At 65.3% G+C, this 24,913-nt stretch carries 30 protein-coding genes; 20 read left to right on the top strand and 10 right to left on the bottom strand.

The features are described from left to right. Positions 1 to 25 precede the first annotated feature (25 nt). Complete coding sequence (locus V5279_RS38235) at positions 26 to 238, top strand: hypothetical protein (RefSeq protein ID WP_338692080.1); 213 nt, start codon at positions 26 to 28, stop codon at positions 236 to 238. 374 nt (positions 239 to 612) lie between these two features. Here V5279_RS38235 and V5279_RS38230 read toward each other — a convergent pair whose 3' ends face one another. Further along, a complete protein-coding gene (locus V5279_RS38230) occupies positions 613 to 915 on the bottom strand; it encodes a hypothetical protein (RefSeq protein WP_338692079.1) in 303 nt (100 codons plus the stop codon). A gap of 50 nt (positions 916 to 965) precedes the next feature. Here V5279_RS38230 and V5279_RS38225 point away from each other — a divergent pair, with 50 nt between their 5' ends. From V5279_RS38225 to V5279_RS38185, 9 genes are all read left to right on the top strand, one after another. Beyond that, a complete protein-coding gene (locus V5279_RS38225; protein ID WP_338692078.1) occupies positions 966 to 1,160 on the top strand; it encodes a hypothetical protein in 195 nt (64 codons plus the stop codon). Between the two features lie 2 nt (positions 1,161 to 1,162). Next, complete coding sequence (locus V5279_RS38220; RefSeq protein WP_338692077.1) at positions 1,163 to 1,918, top strand: ABC transporter ATP-binding protein; 756 nt, start codon at positions 1,163 to 1,165, stop codon at positions 1,916 to 1,918. A gap of 5 nt (positions 1,919 to 1,923) precedes the next feature. Next, positions 1,924 to 2,793 carry a metal ABC transporter permease gene (locus V5279_RS38215; RefSeq protein WP_338692076.1) on the top strand — a complete coding sequence of 290 codons (870 nt, stop codon included), beginning with the start codon at positions 1,924 to 1,926 and terminating at the stop codon, positions 2,791 to 2,793. A 5-nt stretch (positions 2,794 to 2,798) separates the two neighbouring features. Continuing rightward, positions 2,799 to 3,671: a metal ABC transporter substrate-binding protein gene (locus tag V5279_RS38210; protein WP_338692075.1), complete on the top strand. Its 873-nt coding sequence runs from the start codon at positions 2,799 to 2,801 to the stop codon at positions 3,669 to 3,671. 55 nt (positions 3,672 to 3,726) lie between these two features. After that, positions 3,727 to 4,776, top strand: coding sequence for a GTP-binding protein (locus V5279_RS38205; protein ID WP_338692074.1), 1,050 nt, complete (start codon positions 3,727 to 3,729; stop codon positions 4,774 to 4,776). Further along, positions 4,776 to 5,795: a WD40 repeat domain-containing protein gene (locus tag V5279_RS38200; RefSeq protein ID WP_338692073.1), complete on the top strand. Its 1,020-nt coding sequence runs from the start codon at positions 4,776 to 4,778 to the stop codon at positions 5,793 to 5,795. Before V5279_RS38205 ends, V5279_RS38200 begins: the two co-directional genes overlap by 1 nt. Positions 5,796 to 5,834: 39 nt before the next feature. Continuing rightward, the gene (locus V5279_RS38195) at positions 5,835 to 6,551 is read left to right on the top strand and encodes an MgtC/SapB family protein (protein WP_338692072.1); all 717 of its coding nucleotides are present in this window, start codon (positions 5,835 to 5,837) and stop codon (positions 6,549 to 6,551) included. Positions 6,552 to 6,630: 79 nt separating this feature from the next. Further along, positions 6,631 to 6,963, top strand: coding sequence for a hypothetical protein (locus V5279_RS38190; RefSeq protein ID WP_338701616.1), 333 nt, complete (start codon positions 6,631 to 6,633; stop codon positions 6,961 to 6,963). Positions 6,964 to 7,084: 121 nt separating this feature from the next. After that, complete coding sequence (locus V5279_RS38185; RefSeq protein WP_029077544.1) at positions 7,085 to 7,825, top strand: acetoacetate decarboxylase; 741 nt, start codon at positions 7,085 to 7,087, stop codon at positions 7,823 to 7,825. Positions 7,826 to 7,890: 65 nt separating this feature from the next. On the opposite strand, the gene V5279_RS38180 is transcribed toward V5279_RS38185, so the two are convergent. The 5 genes from V5279_RS38180 to V5279_RS38160 all read right to left on the bottom strand — a co-directional run bounded on the left by V5279_RS38180 (position 7,891) and on the right by V5279_RS38160 (position 11,946). Continuing rightward, the gene (locus V5279_RS38180; RefSeq protein WP_175619363.1) at positions 7,891 to 9,333 is read right to left on the bottom strand and encodes a homospermidine synthase; all 1,443 of its coding nucleotides are present in this window, start codon (positions 9,331 to 9,333) and stop codon (positions 7,891 to 7,893) included. Positions 9,334 to 9,373: 40 nt separating this feature from the next. After that, positions 9,374 to 9,763 (bottom strand): RidA family protein, encoded by a 390-nt coding sequence (locus V5279_RS38175; protein ID WP_338692071.1) that lies wholly within the window; start codon positions 9,761 to 9,763, stop codon positions 9,374 to 9,376. Between the two features lie 129 nt (positions 9,764 to 9,892). Continuing rightward, positions 9,893 to 10,060 (bottom strand): hypothetical protein, encoded by a 168-nt coding sequence (locus V5279_RS38170; RefSeq protein ID WP_338692070.1) that lies wholly within the window; start codon positions 10,058 to 10,060, stop codon positions 9,893 to 9,895. A gap of 11 nt (positions 10,061 to 10,071) precedes the next feature. Next, positions 10,072 to 10,674, bottom strand: coding sequence for an N-acetyltransferase (locus V5279_RS38165; RefSeq protein WP_338692069.1), 603 nt, complete (start codon positions 10,672 to 10,674; stop codon positions 10,072 to 10,074). Positions 10,675 to 10,803: 129 nt separating this feature from the next. After that, entirely contained in the window at positions 10,804 to 11,946 is a 1,143-nt protein-coding gene (locus tag V5279_RS38160) for a type III PLP-dependent enzyme (protein ID WP_338692068.1), read from the bottom strand. Between V5279_RS38160 and V5279_RS38155 the strand changes: the two genes are divergently transcribed. After that, the gene (locus tag V5279_RS38155; protein WP_029077539.1) at positions 11,945 to 12,133 is read left to right on the top strand and encodes a hypothetical protein; all 189 of its coding nucleotides are present in this window, start codon (positions 11,945 to 11,947) and stop codon (positions 12,131 to 12,133) included. The two genes, V5279_RS38160 and V5279_RS38155, sit on opposite strands and share 2 nt — an antisense overlap. A gap of 482 nt (positions 12,134 to 12,615) precedes the next feature. On the opposite strand, the gene V5279_RS38150 is transcribed toward V5279_RS38155, so the two are convergent. Beyond that, positions 12,616 to 12,876 carry a hypothetical protein gene (locus V5279_RS38150; RefSeq protein ID WP_338692067.1) on the bottom strand — a complete coding sequence of 87 codons (261 nt, stop codon included), beginning with the start codon at positions 12,874 to 12,876 and terminating at the stop codon, positions 12,616 to 12,618. A gap of 130 nt (positions 12,877 to 13,006) precedes the next feature. On the opposite strand from V5279_RS38150, the gene V5279_RS38145 reads away from it, so the two are divergent. From V5279_RS38145 to V5279_RS38135, 3 genes are read left to right on the top strand one after another with little or no spacing between them, the layout of a single operon-like run. Continuing rightward, positions 13,007 to 15,094, top strand: coding sequence for a M3 family metallopeptidase (locus V5279_RS38145; RefSeq protein ID WP_166298918.1), 2,088 nt, complete (start codon positions 13,007 to 13,009; stop codon positions 15,092 to 15,094). A 23-nt stretch (positions 15,095 to 15,117) separates the two neighbouring features. Then, on the top strand, positions 15,118 to 15,744 hold the full coding sequence (locus V5279_RS38140; RefSeq protein ID WP_338701614.1) for a DUF1007 family protein: 627 nt from the start codon (positions 15,118 to 15,120) through the stop codon (positions 15,742 to 15,744). After that, positions 15,741 to 16,868: a nickel/cobalt transporter gene (locus V5279_RS38135; protein ID WP_338692066.1), complete on the top strand. Its 1,128-nt coding sequence runs from the start codon at positions 15,741 to 15,743 to the stop codon at positions 16,866 to 16,868. Before V5279_RS38140 ends, V5279_RS38135 begins: the two co-directional genes overlap by 4 nt. Positions 16,869 to 17,026: 158 nt before the next feature. Here V5279_RS38135 and V5279_RS38130 read toward each other — a convergent pair whose 3' ends face one another. Then, positions 17,027 to 17,425, bottom strand: coding sequence for an MAPEG family protein (locus tag V5279_RS38130; protein WP_029077534.1), 399 nt, complete (start codon positions 17,423 to 17,425; stop codon positions 17,027 to 17,029). Positions 17,426 to 17,527: 102 nt separating this feature from the next. Here V5279_RS38130 and hemH point away from each other — a divergent pair, with 102 nt between their 5' ends. From hemH to V5279_RS38115, 3 genes are all read left to right on the top strand, one after another. Continuing rightward, the gene (gene hemH / locus V5279_RS38125; protein WP_338692065.1) at positions 17,528 to 18,565 is read left to right on the top strand and encodes a ferrochelatase; all 1,038 of its coding nucleotides are present in this window, start codon (positions 17,528 to 17,530) and stop codon (positions 18,563 to 18,565) included. A gap of 216 nt (positions 18,566 to 18,781) precedes the next feature. Continuing rightward, on the top strand, positions 18,782 to 19,783 hold the full coding sequence (locus tag V5279_RS38120) for an SPFH domain-containing protein (RefSeq protein ID WP_029077532.1): 1,002 nt from the start codon (positions 18,782 to 18,784) through the stop codon (positions 19,781 to 19,783). A gap of 41 nt (positions 19,784 to 19,824) precedes the next feature. Beyond that, positions 19,825 to 20,271 carry an NfeD family protein gene (locus V5279_RS38115; protein ID WP_338692064.1) on the top strand — a complete coding sequence of 149 codons (447 nt, stop codon included), beginning with the start codon at positions 19,825 to 19,827 and terminating at the stop codon, positions 20,269 to 20,271. On the opposite strand, the gene V5279_RS38110 is transcribed toward V5279_RS38115, so the two are convergent. After that, entirely contained in the window at positions 20,268 to 20,603 is a 336-nt protein-coding gene (locus V5279_RS38110) for a helix-turn-helix domain-containing protein (protein WP_338692063.1), read from the bottom strand. The two genes, V5279_RS38115 and V5279_RS38110, sit on opposite strands and share 4 nt — an antisense overlap. 89 nt (positions 20,604 to 20,692) lie before the next feature. Between V5279_RS38110 and V5279_RS38105 the strand changes: the two genes are divergently transcribed. After that, positions 20,693 to 21,232, top strand: a complete 540-nt coding sequence (locus V5279_RS38105; protein WP_338692062.1) for a carboxymuconolactone decarboxylase family protein — start codon at positions 20,693 to 20,695, stop codon at positions 21,230 to 21,232. 114 nt (positions 21,233 to 21,346) lie between these two features. Here the strand turns inward: V5279_RS38105 and V5279_RS38100 are convergent, their stop codons facing one another. Beyond that, positions 21,347 to 22,357, bottom strand: coding sequence for a KpsF/GutQ family sugar-phosphate isomerase (locus V5279_RS38100; RefSeq protein WP_338692061.1), 1,011 nt, complete (start codon positions 22,355 to 22,357; stop codon positions 21,347 to 21,349). A gap of 246 nt (positions 22,358 to 22,603) precedes the next feature. Between V5279_RS38100 and V5279_RS38095 the strand changes: the two genes are divergently transcribed. Continuing rightward, positions 22,604 to 24,286: an outer membrane beta-barrel protein gene (locus tag V5279_RS38095; protein WP_338701612.1), complete on the top strand. Its 1,683-nt coding sequence runs from the start codon at positions 22,604 to 22,606 to the stop codon at positions 24,284 to 24,286. A gap of 113 nt (positions 24,287 to 24,399) precedes the next feature. Then, positions 24,400 to 24,843: a hypothetical protein gene (locus V5279_RS38090; protein ID WP_338692060.1), complete on the top strand. Its 444-nt coding sequence runs from the start codon at positions 24,400 to 24,402 to the stop codon at positions 24,841 to 24,843. Positions 24,844 to 24,913 lie beyond the last annotated feature (70 nt).

The raw sequence follows: 24,913 nt of genomic DNA, 5'->3' as shown, positions 1-24,913 counted from the left end.
GGGTGCACAAAAAGGAGCCGAGCCCTTGGCGGTCTCGCTGCCGAATGGATTAAGGTCGTCGTCGATGGATATCTGGACCAGATGCCTTCTTGGCGTGACCGCCTTCGCCGTGCTCGGCTATTTCGCCCTGATCTACGGCGGCTGTGCGCTGGACCAACGATGTCATCTGCGCTCCTGCTACGCGCACAGGGTCTGCGGTGTGGTCTACGACACCGACGCTGCAACGAAGGCGCAGTGAAGCCGGATCGGCGTCAGGCCGCCTGCCGCTCGCTGCGGTCTGAAAGGCGGGGCCCATGGATGGGATCGGCACCCGGCTTTCCCTGCGCCCTCTGCGAGAGAGAGGGCGAAACGAAGAGTAGAACTCGGGCAAAACATGTCGCGAGAATGCGAAGGTACGTCCCACCCACAACTGTCATCGCCCGGCTTGACCGGGCGATCCAGTACGCCGCGGCCTCTCGATTCAATCACCGACGCCTCTGGATTACCGGATCACCCGCATGCGCGGGTGATGACACCGCGTGTTTGACATCTTGAATCGAGCAATATCCCCATTTCCGTCTCCGTCTGCGCCGCCGCGACGAACGGAGGGCCCGCGCCGCGATGACCCTTCGCCTAGCTCACATACACCAGCCGATAGACATACGACTTCGCCCCCTTGCGGCTCACCCAGTCGCCTTCCGGCGGGTGGTCGACCTGGTCGGCCGGCAGCACGTTCCAGGGACGGCCGGTGCAGGACTGGCTTTCCGGGTCCCAGGCGACCCAGCCCCAATCCGGCCGGTGCTCAATCCAGAGATCCTGATCCTGGCGCTGGTAGCCGACGGTTCCATCGGGGCGGGTCTTGCGGACGAAGAGATAGACGAGGTCGTCACTCTGCCGGCGCAGCTCGAATCTCTCCCGGTTTTGCGCATCCGCCATGAGTTCCTCGTTTGTAGACTCGCGTTATGTTATAATATAACAGTCTGTCCATGGCGCATACACATACCCACGAGCACCACCACCACGACCACCCCCATCCGCACGCCCACAGTCACGGCCCGGCGGGGCATCCGGCCCAGGCCGCGCATTGGTCGATCCTGCGCATGACCGTGCCGGCGCGGCTGGCCGCGGCGGTTGCGGTCTCTGCGTGCCTGTGGGGCGTGGTCTGGCTGGCGATGAGGTGAGTATGGGTGCGCTTGTCACATTCCGGGACGTTACCCTTGGCTATGACCGCCACCCGGCGGTGCATCATCTCAACGGTGCCGTCGAGGCGGGCGCGCTGCTTGCCGTGATCGGCCCGAACGGCGCCGGCAAGTCGACGCTGCTGCGCGGCATCGCCGGCGTGCTCAAGCCGCTGTCGGGCGTGATCGATCTCGACGGGCTCGACCATCGCGACATCGCCTATCTGCCGCAGTCCGCCGACATCGACCGCACCTTCCCGATCTCGGTGTTCGACTTCGTCGGCACCGGGCTGTGGCGCTCGACCGGCTTCTTCGGCGGAATCGGCAAGGGCGCGCGCGACAAGATCCTGGCGGCACTCGCCGCCGTCGGCCTCAACGGTTTTGAGAACCGCCCGATCGGCACGCTGTCGGGGGGCCAGATGCAGCGCATGCTGTTCGCGCGCGTGCTGCTGCAGGACGCCCGTCTGATCGTGCTCGACGAGCCGTTCAACGCCATCGACGCCAAGACCACGGCCGATTTGCTGGCGCTGGTGAAGCGCTGGAACGGCGAGGGGCGCACGGTGCTGGCGGCGCTGCACGACCTCGACATGGTGCGCAACAATTTCCCGGAGACGCTGCTCCTGGCGCGCGGTCCGGTGGAATGGGGCCCGACCGCAGAGGCGCTGACCGCAGACAATCTGATGGTCGCGATGCGGATGTGCGAGGCGTTCGACGATAGCGCCGGCGCTTGCGCCGCCGATCCAAGTTCACGGGCCGCCTGACGCCAATGCTTTCAGACGCGCTGATCACGCCCTTCACCGAATTCGAGTTCATGCGCCGCGCGCTCGCGGCGGTGATCGCGCTGTCGCTCGGCGGCGCGCCCATTGGCGTGTTCCTGATGCTGCGGCGGATGAGCCTGGTCGGCGACGCCATGGCGCATGCGATCCTGCCGGGGGCAGCGATCGGCTTCCTGCTATCCGGGCTCAATCTGTTCGCGATGACGACCGGCGGCCTGATCGCGGGCTTTACTGTGGCGCTGCTCGCGGGCCTGGTCGCCCGCACCACCGAGCTGAAGGAGGACGCCTCGCTTGCGACCTTCTATCTGGTCTCGCTCGCGCTCGGTGTCACGATTGTTTCCATCAAGGGCACCAATATCGACCTGCTGCATGTGCTGTTCGGCAACATCCTAGCGATGGACGACCAGACCCTGCTGGTGATCGCGTTCAACGCCACCATCACGCTCTTGGTGCTCGCGGTGATCTATCGTCCGCTGGTGATCGAATGCGTCGATCCGGTGTTCCTGCGCACTGTGAGCCGGGCCGGCGCGCCGGCGCATCTCGCCTTCCTCGCGCTGGTCGTGGTCAACCTCGTCAACGGCTTCCATGCGCTCGGCACGCTGCTCGGCGTCGGGCTGATGATCCTGCCCGCCGGCATCGCGCGGTTCTGGTCGCGCGACATCACCACGATGATCTGCATCGCGGTCGCGAGCGCGATTGTGTCCGGTTATGCCGGGCTGGTGCTGTCGTACCAGACCCGGATTCCCTCCGGCCCCGCGATCATCCTGGTCGCGGCCGGGCTCTATCTGGTGTCGCTGCTGTTCGGCAATGTCAGTGGTTTGGTGCGGCAGCTGTTCCCCGGCCGCCATCTCGAGGCGTGAGTGCGATGCGGCGTTTGCTTGGGTTGATTTGTCTGGCGCTGGTGGTGGCGAGCGGTCCGGCGCACGCCGCGGAACGCATCAACGTGGTGGCGAGCTTCTCGATCCTTGCCGATATGGTGCGCAACGTCGGTGGTAACAGGGTCGATGTCACGGCGCTGGTCGGGCCCGACGGTGACGCCCATGTCTATGCGCCGACGCCGGCGGACGCCAAGAGAGTCGGTTCTGCGCGGCTGCTTGTCGTCAATGGGTTCGGCTTCGAGGGCTGGATGCCTCGGCTGCTGCAGGCCTCCGGCAGCAAGGCGCCGGTCGTGGTGGCGACGACGGGGATCACGCCGCGCCAGCGTGGCGGCCATGAGGATCCGCATGCCTGGCAATCGGTCGTCAATGCAAAAATCTATGTCGGCAACATCCGCGAGGCGCTGGTCGCCGCGTCCCCCAGCGATGCCGCGACCTTCAAGGCCAACGCCGAGGCCTATCTGGCGAAGCTCGACGCGCTGGACCGCGAGGTGCGGGAAGCGGTGGCGAAAATACCGCAAGGCCGGCGCAAGGTGATCTCGACCCACGGCGCTTTCGGCTATTTCGCCGATACCTATGGCGTCGCCTTCATCGCCCCGCTCGGGGTCTCCACCGATTCCGAGCCCAGCGCACGCGATATCGCGGCCATCATTTCCCAGATCAGAGCTGAAAAAATTCCAGCAGTTTTTCTCGAAAACATCAGCGATCCGCGCCTGATCGAGCGGATCGCGGCCGAGACCGGGACCAGGGTCGGCGGCACCCTGTATTCGGACAGTTTGACCGGCGAAAAGGGCCAAGTCCCCACTTACATTGATATGGTCAGGCACAATATAAAGGCCCTGACCAGCGCGCTCGCCGACTAGGGGCAGGGGCCTCCCTGCCGGGGATTGAGCGCGGACCCAAGTTCCCGGAGTTGTTATGGCTGAAGCTTCGCAAAAAATTCCTGTGACCGTGCTGACGGGCTATCTCGGCGCCGGCAAGACCACCTTGCTCAACCGCATCCTGTCGGAAAACCACGGCAAGAAATACGCCGTCATCGTCAACGAATTCGGCGAGATCGGCATCGACAACGACCTCATCATCGGCGCCGATGAGGAAGTGTTCGAGATGAACAACGGCTGCGTCTGCTGCACGGTGCGCGGCGACCTCGTCCGCATCATGGACGGCTTGATGAAGCGCAAGGGCAAGTTCGACGCCATCATCGTCGAGACCACCGGCCTCGCCGATCCGGCGCCGGTCGCGCAGACCTTTTTCGTCGACGAGGACGTGCAGAAGAACGCCCGGCTCGATGCTGTCGTGACCGTCGCCGATGCCAAATGGCTGAGCGACCGTCTGAAGGACGCGCCGGAAGCCAAGAACCAGATCGCGTTCGCCGACGTCATCGTGCTGAACAAGACTGACCTCGTCTCCAAGCCCGAGCTTGCCGAGGTCGAGGCCCGCATCCGCGGCATCAATCCGTATGCCAAGCTGCATCGCACTGAGCGCTGCCAGGTCGGAATCGCCGACGTGCTGGAGCGCGGCGCGTTCGACCTCGACCGCATCCTGGAGATCGAGCCCGATTTCCTCGAGGCCGGCGACGACCACGATCATCATCATCACGACCATGATCACCACCATCATCATGATCACGGCCATGGCCATGGCCATGGGCTGAAGCACTATCACGACGAGGACATGCAATCGCTGTCGCTGCGCTCGGAGAAGCCGCTCGACGCGACCAAGTTCATGCCTTGGCTGCAACAGCTCGTCGCCACCGAGGGCCAGAAGATCCTGCGCTCGAAAGGCATCCTCGCCTTCACCGGCGATGACGACCGCTACGTGTTCCAGGGCGTCCACATGATGCTGGAGGGCGACCACCAGCGGAAATGGAAGGACGGCGAGAAGCGCGAGAGCCGCGTCGTGTTCATCGGTCGCGAACTGCCCGAGCAGGCGATCCGCGACGGCTTCGAGCAGTGCATCACCACGTGATGAAAGAGTTCGATCCGGGCGAGGCCCCTTCTTCCATCGTTTCGATCACCGACCGCGTCAAGCAGCTCCCGCTCGGCGCGGCTGTTAGCTCGGTGCATTTCCTCGGGGACCGCGCGTTCTTCGTCGGCGCCGAGGAGGGTGTCGCGATCGCGACCGCCGACGGTGAGATCACGCGGACAGAGACGCATTTCGGCGCCATCCTGTGCGCGGCGTCCGACGGCAAGCGGATTGTCACCGGCGGTGACGACGGCAAGCTGATCGCGATCGACGCCAAGGGCGAGACCTCGACGCTCGCGACCGACGCCAAGCGGCGCTGGATCGACAATGTCGCGCTGCATGGCGACGGCACCGTGGCGTGGTCGGCGGGCAAGACCGCGTTCGTCCAGGGCGCCAAGGGCGAGGCCAAAACCTTCGAGGTGCCGTCGACCGTCGGCGGGCTGGCGTTTGCGCCGAAGGGCCTGCGGCTTGCGATCGCGCATTACAACGGCGTGACACTGTGGTTTCCCAACATGGCGGCCAATCCGGAATTCCTGGAATGGGCCGGCTCGCATCTCGCCGTCATGTTCAGCCCGGACAACAAATTCCTCGTCACCGCGATGCACGAGCCGGCGATGCATGGCTGGCGGCTCGCCGACAACAGGCACATGCGGATGAGCGGCTATCCCGGCCGGGTGCGCTCGATGTCATGGAGCGCCGGCGGCAAGGGGCTCGCGACCTCGGGCGCCGATACCGTGATCGTCTGGCCGTTCACCAGCAAGGACGGGCCGATGGGCAAGGAGCCGGCGATGCTGGCGCCGATGCCGGCGCGAGTCGCGGTGGTCGCCTGCCATCCGAAGAACGACGTCATGGCGGTCGGCTATGCCGACGGCACCGTGCTGATGGTCCGGCTCGAAGACGGCGCCGAGATCCTGGTGCGGCGGAACGCCGGCACTGCGGTGTCTGCGCTCGGATGGAATGCCAAGGGCACGCTGCTCGCCTTCGGCACGGAAGATGGTGACGCGGGCATCCTGGAAATGTAAGAGATCGCGGCATCCGAAGCGCTAGGCCGGGGTAGCGTCATGCGGTTTCTCACGACATTCCAGCTCGCCGACTTCATCGACACGCTGGTCAGCCTGACGACCGCCTTCGTGCTCGGCACGCTGATCGGCGCCGAGCGGCAGTACCGGCAGCGTACTGCGGGGCTGCGCACCAACGTGCTGGTCGCGGTCGGCGCGGCCGCCTTCGTCGATCTCGCAATGCATCTGGCGGGTGCCGACGGCGCGGTGCGGGTGATCGCCTATGTGGTGTCGGGAATCGGCTTCCTCGGCGCCGGCGTCATCATGAAGCAGGGCATGGATGTGCGCGGCCTCAACACCGCGGCGACGCTGTGGGCCTCGGCCGCGGTCGGCTCCTGCGCCGGCGCCGATCTGGTCGCGCAGGCGGCGGCGCTGACCGTGTTCGTGATCGCCGGCAACACGCTGCTGCGCCCGCTGGTCAACGCCATCAACCGCATCCCGCTGAACGAGAAGGCCTCGGAGGCGACCTACTACTTCAAGCTCGCGGTCACTCCCGAGGCGCTGCCCGACATGCGCGACCGCGTGGTCGAAAAGCTCGAGGCCGCGAACTATCCGGTCGCCGATGTCAATGTGGTCGAGGCCGGCGACGACTTCCTGGAGATCGTGGCAACACTAGTCTCCACCGCGGTCGACCCCAACGAGCTGAATGCCGTGGTGGTCGACCTGCAGCATCAGCCCGGCGTGCGGCACGCGACCTGGGAGATCAGCACCACGGATTGACGCTGGGTTCCGTAACCGGACACTTCGGAACCATGCCGTGACGGAATCGTTGACCTCGCTGACAATGCAGGTGAACGAGATGGCTGCGGATCGGACCAGGCTGCGGAACGACATGATGATCGCCTCCACGCTGGTGGTGGCGGGCGTCGCGATCGCGGTGCTGTCGCTGCACGCGATCAACGCGGCCCCGCCGCAGGAGATGGCGCAGGCGACCCAGCCGCTCCAGACCACGCCGTCGCCCGAGCCGCAGCAGACCGCGCCGCCGGCCGAATCGAAGCCGGGCGGCGAGCGGCCGACCACGCCGGCGCCGCAGCCGGCCCGTCCCGACGCCGACGCGCAGAAGGCCGGCGCCAGGCCGGCATTGCCGCCGGCACCCGCCGAGAAGACTGCGCCGCCGATCGAGAAGAAATAGGCGCTGCCGGTCAGCGCATTGTGACGCGCATTTGACGAACGCTGCCGCTTATACGGTCTCGCCTCCGCCGCCGGCGCCCGCCATAATCTGCCGTCTCGCCAACGACAGATCGGGGCCTTTCATGAAGATCGAGGACGTCCGCCGCACCGCCTATTCGATGCCGCTCACCAACCCGTCGTTCCCGCCGGGGCCGTACCGGTTCTTCGACCGCGAATATTTCATCATCACCTACAAGACCGACCCGGAAGCGCTCGCGGCCGTGGTGCCGGAGCCGCTCGAGGTCGCCGAGCCGGTGGTGAAATATGAATTCATCCGCATGCCCGACTCGACCGGCTTCGGCGACTACACCGAGACCGGGCAGGTGATCCCGGTCCGCTTCAAGGGCGAACTCGGGGCCTATACCCACGCGATGTATCTCGACGACGAGGCCCCGATCGCGGGCGGCCGCGAGCTGTGGGGATTTCCGAAGAAGCTGGCGCGGCCGAAGATCGAGATCGAAAGCGATGTCCTGGTCGGCTCGCTGCATTACGGCTCGGTGCTCTGCGCCTCCGCCACCATGGGCTACAAGCACCGCAAGGTCGACCACGACACCGTGCTGAATGCGATGAAGGCGCCGAACTTCATCCTGAAGATCATCCCGCATGTCGACGGCACCCCGCGGATCTGCGAGCTGGTGCGCTTTCATCTCGACGATGTCGTGCTGAAGGAAGCCTGGACCGGTCCCGCCGCGCTCGGCCTGTTTCCGCACGCGCTGTGCGACGTCGCCCGCCTGCCGGTGCGCGAGGTGGTCTCGGCGCTGCATTACAAGGCGGACCTGACGCTCGGCCTCGGCTCGGTGGCATTCGACTACATGGCGAAGTGAGCGGCGGCTGACAGCAAAATGCCCGGCGCGAGGCCGGGCATTCGTTCTCAAGGCGTGGTGGTCGATCACCGCACCAGGATATTCCGGAACTGCCAGGGATCACTCGTGTCGATATCTTCCGGAAACAGTCCCGGACGATCCGTCAGCGGGGTCCAGTCGGTGTAGAATCCCTTCACCGGGCCGAGATACGGCAGCTGGATTTCCAGCAGACGATCGAAATCCATCTCGTCGGCTTCGACGATGCCTTGGTTCGGGTTTTCCAGCGCCCACACCATGCCGCCGAGCACGGCCGAGGTCACCTGCAGGCCGGTGGCGTTCTGATAGGGCGCGAGTTTGCGGGTCTCTTCGATCGAGAGCTGCGAGCCGTACCAGTAGGCATTGTTGTCATGGCCGAACAGCAGCACGCCGAGTTCGTCGATGCCGTCGACGATTTCGTTCTCGTCGAGGATGTGGTGCTTTTCCTGCATCTTCGCTGCGCGGCCGAACATTTCATGCAGCGACAGCACGGCATCGTCAGCCGGGTGATAGGCATAGTGGCAGGTCGGCCGGTAGATCGCCTTGCCCGATGCGTCACGCACCGTGAAGTAATCGGCGATCGAGATCGACTCGTTGTGCGTGACGAGGAAGCCATACTGCGCGCCGCGGGTCGGGCACCAGGTCCGCACGCGTGTGTTGGCGCCGGGCTGCATCAGATAAATCGCTGCGCCGCAGCCGGCTTCGTGGGTACGCGCATTCTCGGGCATCCATTTTTCATGGGTGCCCCAACCGAGTTCGGACGGCTGCACGCCTTCCGACAGGAAACCTTCCACCGACCAGGTGTTGACGAAGACATCAGGCTCTTTCGGCAACTTGGCGCGCTGGGTGTCGCGTTCGGCGATGTGGATGCCCTTGATACCAGCCTGCCGCATCAGGTCCGCCCATTCGGCCTTGGTCTTCGGCTTGGGGGCATTGAGCTTCAGGTCAGCGGCGACATTGAGCAGCGCCTGCTTGACGAAAAAGGAAACCATGCCGGGATTGGCGCCACAGCAGGAGACGGCCGTCGTCGAGCCCGCCGGGCGCGCCTTCTTGGCGGCCAGCGTCACTTCGCGAAGCGCGTAGTTGGAGCGCGCTTCCGGGCCCTTCGACGAATCGAAATAGAAGCCGAGCCAGGGCTCGTTGACGGTGTCGATATAAAGAGCGCCAAGTTCGTTGCAGAGCTCCATGATGTCGGTGGAGCCGGTATCGACCGAGAGATTGACGCAAAAACCCTGGCCGCCGCCTTCAGTGAGCAGCGGGGTCAGCAATTCGCGATAATTGTCCCTGGTCACGGCCTTCTGGATGAACCGTACATTGTGCTGCTCGCAATGTGCCTTGCGGCCCTCGTCCTTGGGATCGATCACGGTGACGCGCGACTTGTCGTAGTCGAGGTGCCGCTCGATCAGCGGCAACGTGCCTTTGCCGATGGAGCCGAAGCCGACCATCACGATGGGGCCGGTGATCTTCGCGTAGATCTGCGAGGAGGGACTCATCATTTTCTCCAGGAGAGTGCCTAGCGGCGGGTAGAGTGGATCAGGGGTTGCGACGCTTCGCGGTGACTTCGATCTCGACCTTCATCTCGGGCTTGTAGAGCCCCGCGACGATCAGCAGTGTCGCCGCCGGGCGAATGTCGCCGAGAACCTCGCCGCAGACCGCGAAATGGGCGTCCGCGTCATTGACGTCGGTGAGGTAGTAGGTCGCGCGGACGATGTCGGCCATCGCGAAGCCGCCCTCCCTGAGGGCAGCTTCGATGGTCTTGAAGCAGTTCCGTGACTGGCTCGTGACATCGGCGGGCATGGTCATGGTGCTGTAGTCGTAGCCGGTGGTTCCGGCGACGAAGGCGAAGTCGCCGTCGATCACGGCACGGCTGTAGCCGGCGGTCTTCTCGAACGGAGAGCCGGTGGAAATCAGGTGGCGGGACATGTCGGACCTCGGCTGAAAATGGCTTTGCGCGGGGTTTACGGGCATTTTTGCCGCCCGCGCAACCCCCGGATTCTGACCTGGTATTCTGACTTGAGATTCTGACTTGGGTTTTGGCCCTGCGAGCCGGCGCTAGTGCGACTGCTGCGTGGTGTCCGGCGGGGACGGCGGCGTGCCGATCCAGCGCCGGATCAGGATGTCCCTGACGATCATGACCGAGATCAGGATCAGCATGACCGTGGTGACCAGGCCGCGCCAACGCGGGCGCGCGCCATCGGTTGCGGGAATGTGCTCCGACATGGCGGCCCGCCCTACGCCGCGTGCGGCACGGCGAGCGGTGCCTTCCGGCTCCGCGATGCCTTCACTTTAGGCACAGCGCCGGTCGGCGTGATCATGCCCCAGGCGCCATCCAGCGCGCCCTCGACAAGCTCGAGGCCGAGCAGCCGGTCGCGCTCGAAAGCACCAGGCAGCGACAGCTCGCCGGTCTTGCCGGCAGAGAAGCCGAAACGGGCGTAGTAGGGCGCGTCGCCGAGCAGGATCACCGCGCCATGGCCACGCGCCTTGGCCACGGCCAGCGCACGCTGCATGAGCGCGGCGCCGACGCCGAGGCCGCGGCAGTCGTCGTCGACTGCCAGCGGCCCCAGCATCAGCGCGCTGCGGCCCCCCGCGCTGACGTGCCACAACCGCACGGTTCCAACCAACCGGCCGTCCTGGCGCACGGCCGCAAGGCTCAGGCCTTCGGCGGGCGCGCGTCCGTCGCGCAGGCGCTGGCAAATGCGGGCATGGCGATTTTCGCCAAAGCAGGCATCCAGCAGCGCCTCACGCGCGACGACGTCCGAGGCTCGCTCCGCACGGATCGCGAACGGAGCGGCTTGTCGGATGAGGGCAACGGGGGTGTTCCGTTTTGCAGTCATGGCACGTCAGTCCCCGCTTGCAACGGCGTGTCGTACGCCGCGGCAAGCGTCGTTCAGAAAATCAAAAATGATCGGGAAGGAGCCGGCGGGGCCGGCTCCCGGTTTATCAGGCCTCGAAAAGGAGGCAGGTCAGATGTGGTAGGTCTTCAGCGGCGGAATGCCGTTGAACGCCACCGACGAGTAGGTCGACGTATAGGCGCCGGTGCCTTCGATCAGCAGCTTGTCGCCGATCTCGAGCGTCACCGGGAGCGGATACGGCAGCTTCTCGTACAGCACGTCGGCGCTATCGCAGGTCGGGCCCGCGAGCACGCACGGCGTCATGTCCGCCCCGTCATGCGGGGTGCGGATGGCGTAGCGGATCGACTCGTCCATCGTCTCGGCGAGACCGCCGAACTTGCCGATGTCGAGATAGACCCAGCGCACCTCGTCCTCGTCGCTCTTCTTCGAGATCAGAACGACTTCGGTCTCGATGATGCCTGCATTGCCGACCATGCCGCGGCCCGGCTCGATGATCGTCTCCGGGATCTGGTTGCCGAAATGCTTGCGCAGCGCGCGGAAGATCGACCGGCCATACTGCAGGACCGGCGGAACGTCCTTGAGGTACTTGGTCGGGAAACCACCGCCCATGTTGACCATGGTGAGGTTGATCCCGCGCTCGGCGCAGTCACGGAACACGGTCGAGGCCATCGCGAGCGCGCGGTCCCACGCCTTCACCTTGCGCTGCTGCGAGCCGACATGGAACGAGATGCCGCACGGCTCCAGCCCCAGGCGCTTGGCGAGGTCGAGCACGTCGACCGCCATCTCCGGGTCGCAGCCGAACTTGCGCGACAGCGGCCACTCGGCGCCGGCGCAATCATAGAGGATGCGGCAGAACACCTTGGCGCCGGGAGCGGCGCGGGAGATCTTCTCGACCTCGGCGGCGCAGTCGACCGCGAACAGGCGAATGCCGAGCGCGAAGGCACGCGCGATGTCGCGCTCCTTCTTGATCGTGTTGCCATAGGAGATGCGGTCCGGCGTCGCGCCGGCGGCCAGCGCCATTTCGATCTCCGCGACGGTCGCGGTGTCGAAGCAGGAGCCGAGCGAGGCGAGCAGCGACAGCACTTCGGGCGCCGGGTTGGCCTTGACCGCATAGAACACGCGGCTGTCCGGCAGCACCTTCGCGAAGGTCTGGTAATTGTCGCGCACGACGTCGAGGTCGACGACGAGGCACGGCTCGGTGTCGCGACCTTCGCTGCGGCGGTGACGCAGGAATTCCTGGATACGTTCGGTCATGGCACTCTCCAACGGCCCCAGCGACGGGATCCGCATCAACGTGACGTCGGATAGGAGTGCTCTGGCCACATTGCGCGATGGAGGCGCAACGAAGCCAAAAGACTCAAACCAGACTGTGCTGCCGTGGATTGGTTGGGAGAGTTTCCCGCCCGCTCACCTGGCAATGAAGGACAAGCCTTTTCAGTAGCCCGCGCCGGCGTTGGACTGCCGGTAGAGACCAAAAAAGCCCGATCCGTCGTTGCTTTAAGTCGCGTCCCCCGTTGAGAGCGGGGTGCGCCGGTTCGCCTCCGGCTGCCAGTCACGGTTGCAAAGAGTGGTGAGACCTTCAACGGCATCCCTGGAGAGGGAGGCTGGCCGCCTCGTGTCCTGATGGACGTAAGCGACCCTCGGTTCTTCCACCCCTTGGCGGCTGTCCGGCCTCTTGTCCGGATACCTACCGACTGACACACGACCACAGGCACGTGCGAAATTGGGCAAGGCAGGAAATAAATCTTTTGAATTCGGGGTGCAAGATTTTTTTTGCGGTAGCGACAAATTTCCCTAACGCGTGCTTGCGATCTCGCGCGCAGCACACGGTCGGGGCGGTGAAGATGAACGGCTGTTAAGAATGACTAAGGAAGCGTGTGGCGTTTTAGCCCTGTGCCGCAGCGCTTTCTTGAATCGCAGCGGTCAGGCGCGACGCGTGAACGGCTCGACGCGCTGCGCCGCGCGGATGAAGGCGATTATGATCAGGACGCCGATGCCGAACAGCACGGCCTGCAGGATGTGCGCGCCGACATCACTGAGCCCAAGCAGGATCGCGAGCGCCCAGCCGCCGGCGAACGCCGCGCCGAACACTTCCGCGCCGATCAGGATCGCCGCCGAGATGACGGTGATGACGCTCGGCCAGGCGATGGTGCGGTTGCCTGAGGTGGAGGGCTGCATGGTCATGGAATAGGTCCTGTTCAGGGGGCGCAATCTCTCCGAAAAGTGCCCATCTTTCAAGCGCAAAAGGCCCAAAAATGCCGTATCGCGTGATATAGATTGGGCCGCATTTTCAAGGCGAAAGACGGGACATTCGATGTCAGAAACCAGCGCAGAAGCCGAGGTCCAGAATTTGGCCAACCCCCTCCTGAAGGCATGGCAGACGCCGCTCGAGACGCCGCCCTTCGCCGAGATCAAGCCGGAGCATTTCCTCCCCGCCTTCGAGCAGGCCTTCGCCGACCATTCGGCTGAAGTGGCTGCGATCACCCATGATCCGGCGCTGCCCGACTTCGACAACACCATCACGGCGCTGGAGCGCTCCGGCAAGCTGCTGTCGAAGGTCTCGGCGGTGTTCTACGACCTGGTCTCGGCCCATTCGAGCCCCGCGATCCTCGAGATCGACAAGGAGGTCTCGCCCCGGATGGCGCGGCACTGGAATCCGATCATGATGAACGCTGTGCTGTTTGGCCGCATCGCCATGCTGCACGAGAAGCGCGCTTCGCTCGGCCTGACCGGCGAGCAGATGCGGCTGCTGGAGCGCACCTATACCCGCTTCCACCGCTCCGGCGCCGGGCTCGACGACGCGGCCAAGGCCCGCATGGCCGAGATCAACGAGCGGCTCGCCCATCTCGGGACCTCGTTCAGCCATCATCTGCTCGGCGACGAGCAGGAGTGGTCCATGGAGCTCGGCGAGGACGACCGCGCCGGCCTCTCCGACACATTCGTGGCGGCCGCCAAGGCCGCGGCGGAACAGCGCGGCATGCCCGGCAAGGCGATCGTGACGCTGTCGCGCTCCTCGGTCGAGCCGTTCCTGCAGAGCTCCGGCAGGCGCGACCTGCGCGAGAAGGTCTACAAGGCCTTCACAGCCCGCGGCGACAATGGCAACGCCAACGACAACAATGCGACCATCGTCGAGATCCTCGCGCTGCGCGAGGAGACCGCGAAGATCCTGGGCTTCCCGACCTACGCCGCCTATCGCCTCGAGGATTCCATGGCCAAGACGCCGGAGGCGGTGCGCGGCCTCTTGGAGCGGGTCTGGAAGCCGGCGCGGGCGCGGGCGCTCGCCGACCGCGACGCGTTGCAGGCGCTGATCACTGAAGAGGGCGGCAATTTCACCCTGGCGTCCTGGGACTGGCGCTACTACGCCGAGAAGCTGCGCCAGCGCCGCGCCAATTTCGACGATTCCGCGATCAAGCCCTATCTGGTGCTCGACCACATGATCGAGGCCGCCTTCGACTGCGCCACCCGCCTGTTCGGCGTCACCTTCGAGGAGCGCAAGGACGTGCCGGTCTGGCACCCGGACGTCCGGGTCTGGGAGGTCAAGGGCCGCGACGGCAAGCACAAGGCGCTGTTCTACGGCGACTACTTCGCGCGGCCCTCGAAGCGCTCCGGCGCCTGGATGACCTCGCTGCGCGACCAGCAGAAGCTCGATGGCGCCGTCGCGCCGCTGGTCATCAATGTCTGCAACTTCGCCAAGGGCGCCGACGGCGCGCCGTCGCTGCTGTCGCCCGACGATGCGCGGACCCTGTTCCACGAGTTCGGCCATGGCCTGCACGGCATGCTCTCCGACGTGACCTATCCGTCGCTGTCGGGGACATCGGTGTTCACCGACTTCGTCGAGCTGCCCTCGCAGCTCTACGAGCACTGGCAGGAGCGGCCCGAGGTGCTGCAGCGCTTCGCACGCCACTACCAGACCGGGGAGGCGCTGCCGGACGACCTGCTCAAGCGCTTCCTCGCGGCGCGCAAGTTCAACCAGGGCTTCGCCACGGTGGAGTTCGTCTCCTCGGCGCTGGTCGACCTCGAATTCCACACCCAGCCGGCGGCGGCGAGCCGCGATATCAGGGCCTTCGAGCAGAAGGAGCTGGAGAAAATCGGCATGCCCGCCGAGATCTCGCTGCGGCACCGGCCGACCCAGTTCGGCCACATCTTCTCCGGCGACCATTATGCCTCCGGCTATTACAGCTACATGTGGTCGGAGGTGATGGACGCCGACGCTTTCGGCGCCTTCGAGGAGGCCGGCGACATCTTCGATCCGGCGACCGCCAAGCGGCTGCATGACGACATCTATTCGTCGGGCGGCTCGCGCGATCCGGAGGAGGCCTATGTCGCCTTCCGCGGCCGCGAGCCCGAGCCGGACGCGCTACTCCGTCGTCGCGGCCTGCTCGAAACGCCCGAGGCGGCCTGAAGGTGCGGCCCGCCTTCAGCCGCCTGATCGCCTGGCTGGTGCTTGCGGTATCTGTCGTGCTCGGCACGGCGGCCGCCGAGGCCCATCCGCATGTCTGGATCACCGCCCGGAGCGAGCTGATCTACGCGCCCGACGGCACCATCAGCGGGGTCCGCCACGCCTGGACCTTCGACGATATGTTCTCGACCTACGCGCTGCAGGGCATCGAGACCAAGGTGAAAGGCGCCTACAGCCGTGAGGAGCTGGCGCCGCTGGCGCAGACCAACGTCGAATCGCTGAAGGAATACGCCTACTTCACCTTCGCCAAGGGCGACGGCAAGAAGCAGAAGTTCACCGAGCCGGTCGACTACTATCTCGAATACAAGGATTCGGCGCTGACGCTGCACTTCACCCTGCCGGTGAAGACGCCGTTCAAGGCCAGGCAGCTCTCGCTCGAAGTGTTCGACCCAACCTACTTCATCGACTTCCAGTTCGCCGAGAAGGAGCCGGTCAAGCTGGTCGGCACCGCGGCGGACTGCAAGCTGCAGTTCGAGCGGCCGAATGACGGCACCGCCGCCGCGGCGAAGCTCGGCGAGCAGAACTTCCTCGACGGCAATGCCGGCAACTTCGCCATGATGTTCGCCAACAAGATCACGGTGGAGTGCCCATGACGCCGATCGTTTCCCGCGTGACCCGCGGCCTCGCCGTCTCCGCTGCCGTGCTGGCGGCATTGGCGCTCCTCGATGGTGCCGTTCATGCGCTGCTGGCACAAAGTCCGTTCGGTGCGCCGCGTGCGGCGGAGCCCCAGGGCGGGCTGGTTGGCTGGCTGCTGGCCAAGCAGTCGGAGTTTTATCGCGAGATATCGCAGACCATCCGCGCCGCGAAATCCGACGGTTCGGCGGTCTGGACGCTGCTTGCGATCTCGTTTGCCTACGGGATCTTCCATGCCGCCGGCCCCGGCCACGGCAAGGCGGTGATCTCATCCTACATGGTCGCCAATCGCGAGACTGCGCGACGGGGCATCGTGCTGTCGTTCGCCTCGGCGCTGATGCAGTCGCTGGTCGCCGTTCTCATCGTTGGCGTCTGCGCCTGGTTGCTCAATGCGACGGCGAAGACCATGTGCGGGGCGGAGAAGGGGATCGAGATCGCAAGCTACGCGCTGATCGCGGCGTTCGGCGCCCGGCTGGTCTGGGTCAAGGGCGGCGGCTTCTTCCGCGCGCTGCAGGTGCCGCGCCCGGCGCTGGCGATGGCCGGCGCGCATCATCACGACCACCATGACCACGACCATGGCCATGATCACCATCATCGTCACGCCCAAGACCATGCTCATGACGATCACGGCCATCATCACCACGATCACCATCACGGCCACGATCATGATCATGACGCGCAGCATGTCCATGACGAGCATTGCGGCCATTCGCACGGGCCGACGCCGGCCGAGCTCGCCGGTCCCGGCGGCTGGCGGCGCGGCCTCGGCGCGATCCTCACGGTCGGGATCCGGCCCTGCTCGGGTGCGATCCTGGTGCTGGTGTTCGCGCTGGCGCAGGGCCTGTTCTGGGCCGGCATTGCCGCGACCTTCGTGATGGGGCTCGGCACCGCCATCACCGTGGCCGCGATCGCGCTGGTCGCGGTGTCGGCGCGCGGCCTGGCGGAGCGGCTGAGCGCGGCGCGCGATGGCGGCGGCATGGTCATCATGCGCGGCCTGGAGTTCGCCGCCGCCGGTCTGGTGCTGCTGTTCGGGCTCGGGCTGCTGCTCGGTTATGTCGCGGCCGAACGGGCGACGTGCCTTTGAGGTCGTTAGTCTAGCGCATCCCTACGATCCGTCATCCTGAGGTGCGAGCGAAAGCGAGCCTCGAAGGATGAACGGCCACCAGCCGGGCCGTGCATCCTTCGAGACGCCGCTACGCGGCTCCTCAGGATGACGGATAACAGGATAACGGAGAGCCGCGCTCAACTCGTCAAATATCCCCTTATCGCGGGCAGGAAAAAGATCGCGATGTTGATCGCGAAGCCGATGCTCCAGAGGATCGAGCGCAGAGTCGGGCGGTTGCCGATATAGGTGAAGACGTAGGCGATCCGCACGATCAGGAACAGCACCGCGAGCTCGTCGATCAGCCGCAGCGGGCCGACGCGGAATTCGGCGAGCAGCACGGCGAATGCAAAGAACGGGAAGGCCTCGATGCCGTTCTGGTGGGCGCCGAGCGCCCGCGCGCGGATCGGGTCGTCGTAGAAGTCGGGATCGCGCGGCTTCGAATTGTCGAACCCGCGGATGCCGGCCCATTTCACCGACACGATCGTCAGGAGCGAGAGCATCAGCGTCCCGAAGACGCACCATTCGGCGATCGTCATGGTTCCTCCCCATATTCCGGACGGGAACGTAGCCAACCCGCACTCGGCTTGACAAGGTTGGAGCAACGCGCGAAGCCCAACTACCCCAAGCGCAAGGCGATCATGAGCACGGTCATCCCCTTCGAGAGCGCGAAGCCTGCCGCGGCGCCGAAGCCGGAACGCGTCGGCGTGCTGCTGGTCAATCTCGGCACGCCGGATACCGCGGATGCCACGGGGGTACGGGTTTATCTCAAGGAATTCTTGTCCGATCCGCGGGTGATCGAGGATCAGGGCCTGCTCTGGAAGCTGATCCTCAACGGCATCATCCTGCGCGTCCGCCCGGCCCGCAAGGCGCGCGACTATCTGAAGATCTGGAACACCGAGAAGAACGAGTCGCCGCTGAAGACCATCACGCGCTCGCAGGCCGACAAGCTCGCGGAGGCGATCGCCGATCACGACCATGTCGTGGTCGACTGGGCGATGCGCTACGGCAATCCCTCGATCAAGCAGCGCATCGAGGCGCTGGCGGCGCAAGGTTGCGGCCGGCTGCTGCTGGTGCCGCTCTATCCGCAATATTCCGCGGCGACGTCGGCGACCGTCTGCGACGAAGCGTTTCGCGTGCTGGCCGCCATGCGCGCGCAGCCGATCCTGCGGGTGACGCCGCCCTATTACGACGACCCCGACTACATCGAGGCGCTCGCGGTCTCGATCAATGAGCATCTGGCGACGCTGTCGTTCCAGCCCGAGATCATCCTCGCCTCGTTCCACGGCATGCCGAAGGACTATGTCGACAAGGGCGATCCCTATCAGGCCCAGTGCATTGCCACGACCAATGCGCTGCGCAAGCGGCTCGGGCTCGATGCCAACAGGCTGATCCTCACCTTCCAGTCGCGCTTCGGCAATGCCGAGTGGCTGCAGCCCTATACCGACAAGACGGTCGAGAAGCTGGCCAAGGACGGCGTGCGGCGCATGGCCGTGGTCACGCCCGGCTTCTCCGCCGATTGCCTGGAGACGTTGGAGGAGATCGCGCAGGAGAACGCCGAAATCTTCCGGCACAATGGCGGGGAGCAGTTCGCCGCTATCCCCTGCCTCAACGACAGCGACGGCGGCATGGACGTGATCCGCCAGCTGGTGCTGCGCGAGCTGCAAGGGTGGATTTAACAAGGCTGGAATCTAGCAAGGCTGGATCTAGGAACGCCTGGGCCTGATTGTTAACGAACCGTGACACCGGACACGGCCATTCGCTCGCATCTGGTCATCCGACAACAGCTTCCTATGTGCTAGGGAGAACAACCGCCGGCTGAACCGGCGGAGCGGTCCTGCCGACCAATGCACGGACCGTGCCTGGCGATGGTCTCGCGGGCCCTGGAGGACTTTATGACTGGCTTCGATATTTTCGCGATCGCGCTTGTTCTTCTCGTCATCGTCACGCTGTTCGCCGGGATCAAGACCGTTCCGCAGGGCTATGACTGGACCATCGAACGGTTCGGCAAGTACACCCGCACGCTGTCGCCGGGCCTCAATCTGATCGTGCCCTATTTCGATCGGATCGGGCGCAAGATGAACATGATGGAGCAGGTGATCAACATCCCCGAGCAGGAGGTGATCACCAAGGACAACGCCACCGTGACGGTGGACGGCGTCGCGTTCTTCCAGGTGTTCGATGCCGCCAAGGCGAGCTACGAGGTCGCCAATCTCAACCAGGCGATCATCGTGCTGACCATGACCAACATCCGCTCGGTGATGGGCTCGATGGATCTCGACCAGGTGCTGTCGCATCGCGACGAGATCAACGAGCGGCTGCTGCGCGTGGTCGACGCCGCGGTCTCGCCCTGGGGCCTGAAGGTCAACCGCATCGAGATCAAGGACATCGTGCCGCCGGCCGACCTCGTCGAGGCGATGGGCCGGCAGATGAAGGCCGAGCGCGTCAAGCGCGCTGACATTTTGCAGGCCGAGGGCCAGCGGCAGTCCGAAATCCTGCGCGCCGAGGGCGCCAAGCAGGGCCAGATCCTGCAGGCCGAAGGCCGCAAGGAGGCTGCGTTCCGCGACGCCGAGGCGCGCGAGCGTTCCGCCGAGGCCGAGGCGAGGGCAACCCAGATGGTCAGCGATGCCATCGCCAAGGGCGACGTTGCCGCGCTGAACTATTTCATCGCCGACAAGTACATCAAGGCGTTCGGGCAACTGGCCGACTCGCCGAACCAGAAAATCATCATGTTGCCGATCGAGGCGACCAGCATCCTCGGCTCGCTCGCCGGCATCGGCGAGATCGCCAAGGCCACCTTCGGTGAGAGCGCTGCCTCCGCCGCGGCCGCCGCGCGACGCGGTTCGGTGCCGCCGGCAGGTCCGACGCCGCCGCCGCCGGTGCCGCCGCAGCGGTGAGGGCGTGACGGCATCACGCCCGCAATGATAGAGGTCATGTCATGGCCGAGATGTTTTCGACATTGGGTACCTGGAACTGGCTGATCTTCGGCTTCATCCTGATGGCGCTGGAGCTTGCGGCGCCAGGCGTGTTCCTGTTCTGGCTTGGGCTCGCGGCGCTGCTGGTCGGGCTGTTGTCGTTCGTCTTCACGCCGTCCTGGCAGACGCAGCTCCTGATGTTCGCGGTGTTTGCTGCGCTCGCGGTGCCGGTCTGGCGGCATTTCGCCAGGGGCGCGACCGAGGCGAGCAAGAGCAATCCATTCCTCAACCGCCGCAACGAAGCCCTGGTCGGCCGCGAATTCACGCTGGAGAAGCCGATCGTCGACGGCGCGGGCACGGTGCGGATCGACGACACGGTCTGGCGTGTCGCCGGCCCCGATGCGCCGGCCGGCAGCCGGGTCAAGGTGGTCCGCGCCGATGGCGCGAGCCTGACGGTGGCCGGGGTCTAGCCGGCGTGCTGCCTGCTCCATCGCTCGGCGAAGCGATTGAGCGGCGTGAAGGTCTGGAATAGCTCCCTGCCGAGCGCGGTGAGGCCGTAACCATCGTCCGTCAGCTCGACGAACCCCGCCTCGCGCAGCTCGGTCAATCGCGTCTGCACGATCGTCGGCGAGGCCTCGTCGCAGGCGGCGCGCAGCGCGCGCGAGGTCAGCGCGGTCTCGCGCAGCTCCCAGATGATGCGCAAGGTCCAGCGCCGTCCCAAGAGATCGAGCAGCGCCATGATCGGGCGGCCGCTCCGCGAGCCGCGGGCGCCGGGTCTTGTGGCGGGAGCCTGCTTTGCCATGTCGCGAATCTCTCTTGAATCTCTCTTGCGTTGGCCGCTACAGATATTGTAGCGTTGTGCTACAGTAAATGTAGCACTGAGATCAGGTCATGTCACGTATCGCGCCGCTCGATCCGCCCTATGCGGCGGATGTTCAACAGCATTTCGACCGCATCATGCGCGGCAAGCCGCCGCTGGTGCTGTTCCGCATCATGGCGGGCCATCCGCGCGCCTGGGAGAAGTTTCGCGGCGGCAGCCTGCTCGACCGCGGGCCGCTTCCGTTGCGGGAGCGCGAGATCGTGATCGACCGCACCTGCGCGCTCAACGCCTGCGAATATGAGTGGGGCGTGCATGTCACGGCGTTCAGCGCCGCCGCGGGGCTGTCGGAGCAGCAGGTCGACGCTACCGTGCGCGGCAAGGCCGACGCCGATTGCTGGTCGCCGGCCGAACAGGCGATGATCGCGGCGGTCGATGCGCTGCATGCGCGGGCGACGCTTGATGACGCCGAGTACGCGGCGCTGTCGGCGCATTATGATGACAATCAGGTGCTGGAGATCATCCTGCTATGCGGCTTCTACCGCACCGTCTCCTACCTCGCCAACGCGCTGGCCCTGCCGCTGGAGGCGACCGCGGCGCGGTTTCCGAAATAATCGCTGTCATTCCGGGGCGATGCGTAGCATCGAACCCGGAATCTCGAGATTCCCCGATGCGCAATTGCGCATCTGAGGTTCACGCTTCGCGTGCCCCGGAATGACGGAGGGAAATTACGCCACGCCCGCGCGCAGCAGATCGTGCAGATGGATGATGCCGACCGGCTTCTTCGCATCTGTTACGATCAGCGTGGTGATCTTCGAGGCGTTGAGCAGCTCAAGCGCTTCGCCGGCCAGCGTGTCGCGGCTGATCGTCTTCGGCGTCTTGGTCATGACCTCGTCGACGGAAAGCGCCAGAAGGTCGGGTCGACGCAGCTGCCGGCGCAGATCGCCGTCGGTGACGATGCCGACGAGATGGCCGTGGCGGTCGACGATGCCGACGCAGCCGAATCCCTTCGAAGTCATCTCGACCAGCGCATCCGACATCTTGGTGCCGAGTGGCTTCAGCGGCAGCGCATCGCCGCTATGCATCAGGTCGCGGGCATATTTCAAGAGCGCGCCGAGCTTGCCGCCCGGATGCAGCACGCTGAAATCGGTCGAGGTGAAGCCGCGGCCTTCGAGCAGCGCGATCGCCAGCGCATCGCCGAGCGCCAGCATCATCAGCGAGGACGTCGTCGGCGCCAGATTGTGCGGGCAGGCTTCGCGGGCCTTCGGCAGCGTCAGCTGCACGTCGGCGGCCTTGCTCAGCGTCGAGTCCTTGTCGGCCGTCATCGCGATCAGCGGAATCCCGAAGCGCGCGGCATAGGCGATCAGATTGCGCATCTCCGGCTGCTCGCCGGACCATGACAGCGCCAGGATCACGTCGTCGATCGTGATCATGCCGAGGTCGCCGTGGCTGGCTTCCGCGGCGTGTACGAAGAACGCCGGCGTGCCGGTCGAGGCGAAGGTGGCGGCGATCTTGCGGCCGATATGGCCCGACTTGCCGAGCCCGGTGACGATCAGGCGTCCCTTGGCCTTGCCGATCAGCTCGGCCGCTGCCGCGAACGGCGCGCCGAGGTGGGACTTCAGGGCGGCGGAAAGGGCTGCGACGCCGCTTGCTTCGGCATCGAGGGTGCGGAGCGCCGACTGGATGGCGCCGTCATCGGGGCCGGATGATTTGGTCATCAGCGGTTTCGGTTTGGCCATTTCGCATTCCAGGGGAGGGGTTTTGCACCCGGGCGTCTCCCTTAGCACGTTCGATTCCGCGATGCGACGCGCGGCGGCCGATCCTCAACGGGTCATTAACCATAATTGTTTTAACTCCATTAAGGACGTTTTCCGCCGCCCGGCGGGATGCGTACGTCAAGTGCATGAATTCGTTGGGGTATTTCCATCGTGTGGCGGCGGCCAGCAAGCGGCCCAAATCGGCGCGGACGCCTCGTTCGCGTGGTTTTGCCATGCCTTGCGCTGACCGCTAGCGGCGGGCTCGCCGAGGCCCAGACCGTGACGCCGGATTTGTTCAGCCCGAGCCGCCAGAGCCAGGTGATCACACCGGATTCGCCGCTGCGCCGGACCACGGCCGAGGCGCTCGATCCGCTCAATGGCTTGAGGCTGCCGGACGCCGATCGCGACCGGCGTTCGTCGTCCTCATCGACGTCGACGTCACAGCGGATCGGGCAGGTCCCGACCTACGGTCTGCCGGCTGCGAACGGCGCCGCGACCTCGGGCTATGACTCGCTCAACCGCAAACGCCTGAAGCCGAAATATTATCCGGGCCAGGCCAAGCCGAAGCCGCCGCCGGGACCCGGCTCGCCGGTGCCTACACCGCCGCCGCTGAGCGCGAGCGGTCAGTTGCGGCTGTCGATCCCGCCGTCGGAAACCGCCAGCAAGCCGCCGCTGCCGCCGACGATGGCCGGCACCATCGTCGGCCAGCCGCCGCGCAGGCGACTCAGGATTGACGACGATCCGTTCGGCGCGGTCGGCGACTACGCCGGCTCGTTCATGGTCAAAACTGCGGTCGAGGTGATGGCCGGCTATGACACCAATCCCGGCCGTCTCAATTCGCCGCAGGGCAGGGCGTTCTACATGGTCGCGCCGGAATTCCTCGCGGTGTCGGATTGGGAGCGTCATGCGATCGTCGCCGATTTGCGCGGCTCCTTCACCGGCTACGGCTCGCAGCTGACGCCGAACGCCGACGGCACGCCGCTGTCGGCGCCGCTCGATGTCGACCGTCCGAATTTCACCGGCCATATCGACGGCCGTCTCGACGTCTCCAGAGACACGCATTTGTTGGGGCAGGCCCGCCTGCTGGTCTCGACAGACAATCCCGGCAGCCCGAACGTGCAGGCTGGCCTCGCCAAATATCCGATCTACACCACGGTCGGCGGCACCTTCGGCATCGACCAGCATTTCAACCGCCTGCAGGTCTCGCTCGGTGCCACCGTCGACCGTACCGACTACCAATGGTCCAAGCTCACCGACGGCACCTCGTCGTCGAACGACGACCGCAATTTCACGCAATATGGCGGCGTCGGCCGCGTCAGCTATGAGCTGAATCCGGCCGTGAAGGCGTTCGTCGAGATGGAGGGCGACAGCCGCTTCCACGATCTCTATCTCGACCGCTCCGGCTACGCGCGCAATTCGTCGGGCGGTTATGCCAAGGTCGGTACGTCGTTCGAGTTCACCCGGCTGCTGTTCGGCGAGGTCTCGATTGGCTATGCCAGGCGCGACTATGTCGACCCGCGGCTTAGCCCGCTCGAAGGCCTGCTCACCACGGCCTCGCTGACCTGGACCGCGACGCCGCTGACCACGGCCAAATTCTATTCCGCCACCCAGCTCGGCGAGACCACGCTGCCCGGCACCTCGGGCGTGCTGTCGCGCACCTACACCGTCGAGGTCGACCACGACTTCCGTCGCTGGCTGACCGGGATCGGCAAGTTCACCTACGGCACGCTCGACTACCAGGGCGACAACCGCAACGACACCATCTACTCGGTGTCGGCCGATCTGATCTACAAGATGACCCGCAGCCTCTGGATCAAGGGCACCGTGCGCCGCGACTGGCTGGATTCGAACCAGCCGGGGCAGAGCTCGGCGTCGACCGTGGTGATGCTGGGCGTGCGGGTGCAGAACTAACGTCTTCTGCCCGGATAGGATGTCGTCGCCGCGTTATTGCCAACTTGTAATCCGTCGGCCTTGAACGAGGCGCGCGCTGGGACCCACCACTCTCTGCAGAGCTGGAGAGTCACATGAAACGCATCGTCATCGTCGCCGCATTGCTGATGAGCGCCGCCGTTCAAGCCCACGCCGATCAACTCACGGTCAGGTGGTACGACACCATCAGACCGCACGGACACAAGCGGCCGAATGCCGTCGGCATGGCCGCCGTGAGCGCCTGCAACCAGCGACTGGGCGAACCGGATCAGGGCTATATTCCCGAGGCCTTCAAGGACTGCATGCGTGGTTTCGGATACCGCTTCATGTCCGACACGCTGAAGCGCAGTGAGCGGCCCGCGACCGTTTACAATCGCGACTCGCGGGACCCGTCGGTCGGTTGGCACACCGAGAACGGAATGCGGGTGTGCCACAACGATTGCGATAATCCGGAAATCCCGGGCTCCGGTGCAGTGTGCCGGAACGTCAACGTGATGGGTACGACAATGCGGGAATGCGTGACGGGGAGTTCGCTGTAGCTACATCACCTATCGGTCGTCATGCCCGCGCATGCGGGCATCCAGTACGCCGCGGCCAGTGCGTTCAAGC

It is taken from the genome of Bradyrhizobium sp. 26S5 (genome assembly GCF_036923295.1).
In the GTDB taxonomy this organism is placed as follows: Bacteria; Pseudomonadota; Alphaproteobacteria; order Rhizobiales; family Xanthobacteraceae; genus Bradyrhizobium; species Bradyrhizobium septentrionale.
This window is presented reverse-complemented; position numbering and strand designations above follow the sequence as displayed.

Coding starts and splice junctions, on each gene's coding strand:
- V5279_RS38230 (WP_338692079.1), bottom strand. CDS start 915: ATGGCGGATGCGCAAAACCGGGAGAGATTCGAGCTGCGCCGGCAGAGT.
- V5279_RS38225 (WP_338692078.1), top strand. CDS start 966: ATGGCGCATACACATACCCACGAGCACCACCACCACGACCACCCCCAT.
- V5279_RS38220 (WP_338692077.1), top strand. CDS start 1,163: ATGGGTGCGCTTGTCACATTCCGGGACGTTACCCTTGGCTATGACCGC.
- V5279_RS38215 (WP_338692076.1), top strand. CDS start 1,924: ATGCTTTCAGACGCGCTGATCACGCCCTTCACCGAATTCGAGTTCATG.
- V5279_RS38210 (WP_338692075.1), top strand. CDS start 2,799: ATGCGGCGTTTGCTTGGGTTGATTTGTCTGGCGCTGGTGGTGGCGAGC.
- V5279_RS38205 (WP_338692074.1), top strand. CDS start 3,727: ATGGCTGAAGCTTCGCAAAAAATTCCTGTGACCGTGCTGACGGGCTAT.
- V5279_RS38200 (WP_338692073.1), top strand. CDS start 4,776: ATGAAAGAGTTCGATCCGGGCGAGGCCCCTTCTTCCATCGTTTCGATC.
- V5279_RS38195 (WP_338692072.1), top strand. CDS start 5,835: ATGCGGTTTCTCACGACATTCCAGCTCGCCGACTTCATCGACACGCTG.
- V5279_RS38190 (WP_338701616.1), top strand. CDS start 6,631: ATGGCTGCGGATCGGACCAGGCTGCGGAACGACATGATGATCGCCTCC.
- V5279_RS38185 (WP_029077544.1), top strand. CDS start 7,085: ATGAAGATCGAGGACGTCCGCCGCACCGCCTATTCGATGCCGCTCACC.
- V5279_RS38180 (WP_175619363.1), bottom strand. CDS start 9,333: ATGAGTCCCTCCTCGCAGATCTACGCGAAGATCACCGGCCCCATCGTG.
- V5279_RS38175 (WP_338692071.1), bottom strand. CDS start 9,763: ATGTCCCGCCACCTGATTTCCACCGGCTCTCCGTTCGAGAAGACCGCC.
- V5279_RS38170 (WP_338692070.1), bottom strand. CDS start 10,060: ATGTCGGAGCACATTCCCGCAACCGATGGCGCGCGCCCGCGTTGGCGC.
- V5279_RS38165 (WP_338692069.1), bottom strand. CDS start 10,674: ATGACTGCAAAACGGAACACCCCCGTTGCCCTCATCCGACAAGCCGCT.
- V5279_RS38155 (WP_029077539.1), top strand. CDS start 11,945: ATGGCACTCTCCAACGGCCCCAGCGACGGGATCCGCATCAACGTGACG.
- V5279_RS38160 (WP_338692068.1), bottom strand. CDS start 11,946: ATGACCGAACGTATCCAGGAATTCCTGCGTCACCGCCGCAGCGAAGGT.
- V5279_RS38150 (WP_338692067.1), bottom strand. CDS start 12,876: ATGACCATGCAGCCCTCCACCTCAGGCAACCGCACCATCGCCTGGCCG.
- V5279_RS38145 (WP_166298918.1), top strand. CDS start 13,007: ATGTCAGAAACCAGCGCAGAAGCCGAGGTCCAGAATTTGGCCAACCCC.
- V5279_RS38135 (WP_338692066.1), top strand. CDS start 15,741: ATGACGCCGATCGTTTCCCGCGTGACCCGCGGCCTCGCCGTCTCCGCT.
- V5279_RS38130 (WP_029077534.1), bottom strand. CDS start 17,425: ATGACGATCGCCGAATGGTGCGTCTTCGGGACGCTGATGCTCTCGCTC.
- hemH (WP_338692065.1), top strand. CDS start 17,528: ATGAGCACGGTCATCCCCTTCGAGAGCGCGAAGCCTGCCGCGGCGCCG.
- V5279_RS38120 (WP_029077532.1), top strand. CDS start 18,782: ATGACTGGCTTCGATATTTTCGCGATCGCGCTTGTTCTTCTCGTCATC.
- V5279_RS38115 (WP_338692064.1), top strand. CDS start 19,825: ATGGCCGAGATGTTTTCGACATTGGGTACCTGGAACTGGCTGATCTTC.
- V5279_RS38110 (WP_338692063.1), bottom strand. CDS start 20,603: ATGGCAAAGCAGGCTCCCGCCACAAGACCCGGCGCCCGCGGCTCGCGG.
- V5279_RS38105 (WP_338692062.1), top strand. CDS start 20,693: ATGTCACGTATCGCGCCGCTCGATCCGCCCTATGCGGCGGATGTTCAA.
- V5279_RS38100 (WP_338692061.1), bottom strand. CDS start 22,357: ATGGCCAAACCGAAACCGCTGATGACCAAATCATCCGGCCCCGATGAC.
- V5279_RS38090 (WP_338692060.1), top strand. CDS start 24,400: ATGAAACGCATCGTCATCGTCGCCGCATTGCTGATGAGCGCCGCCGTT.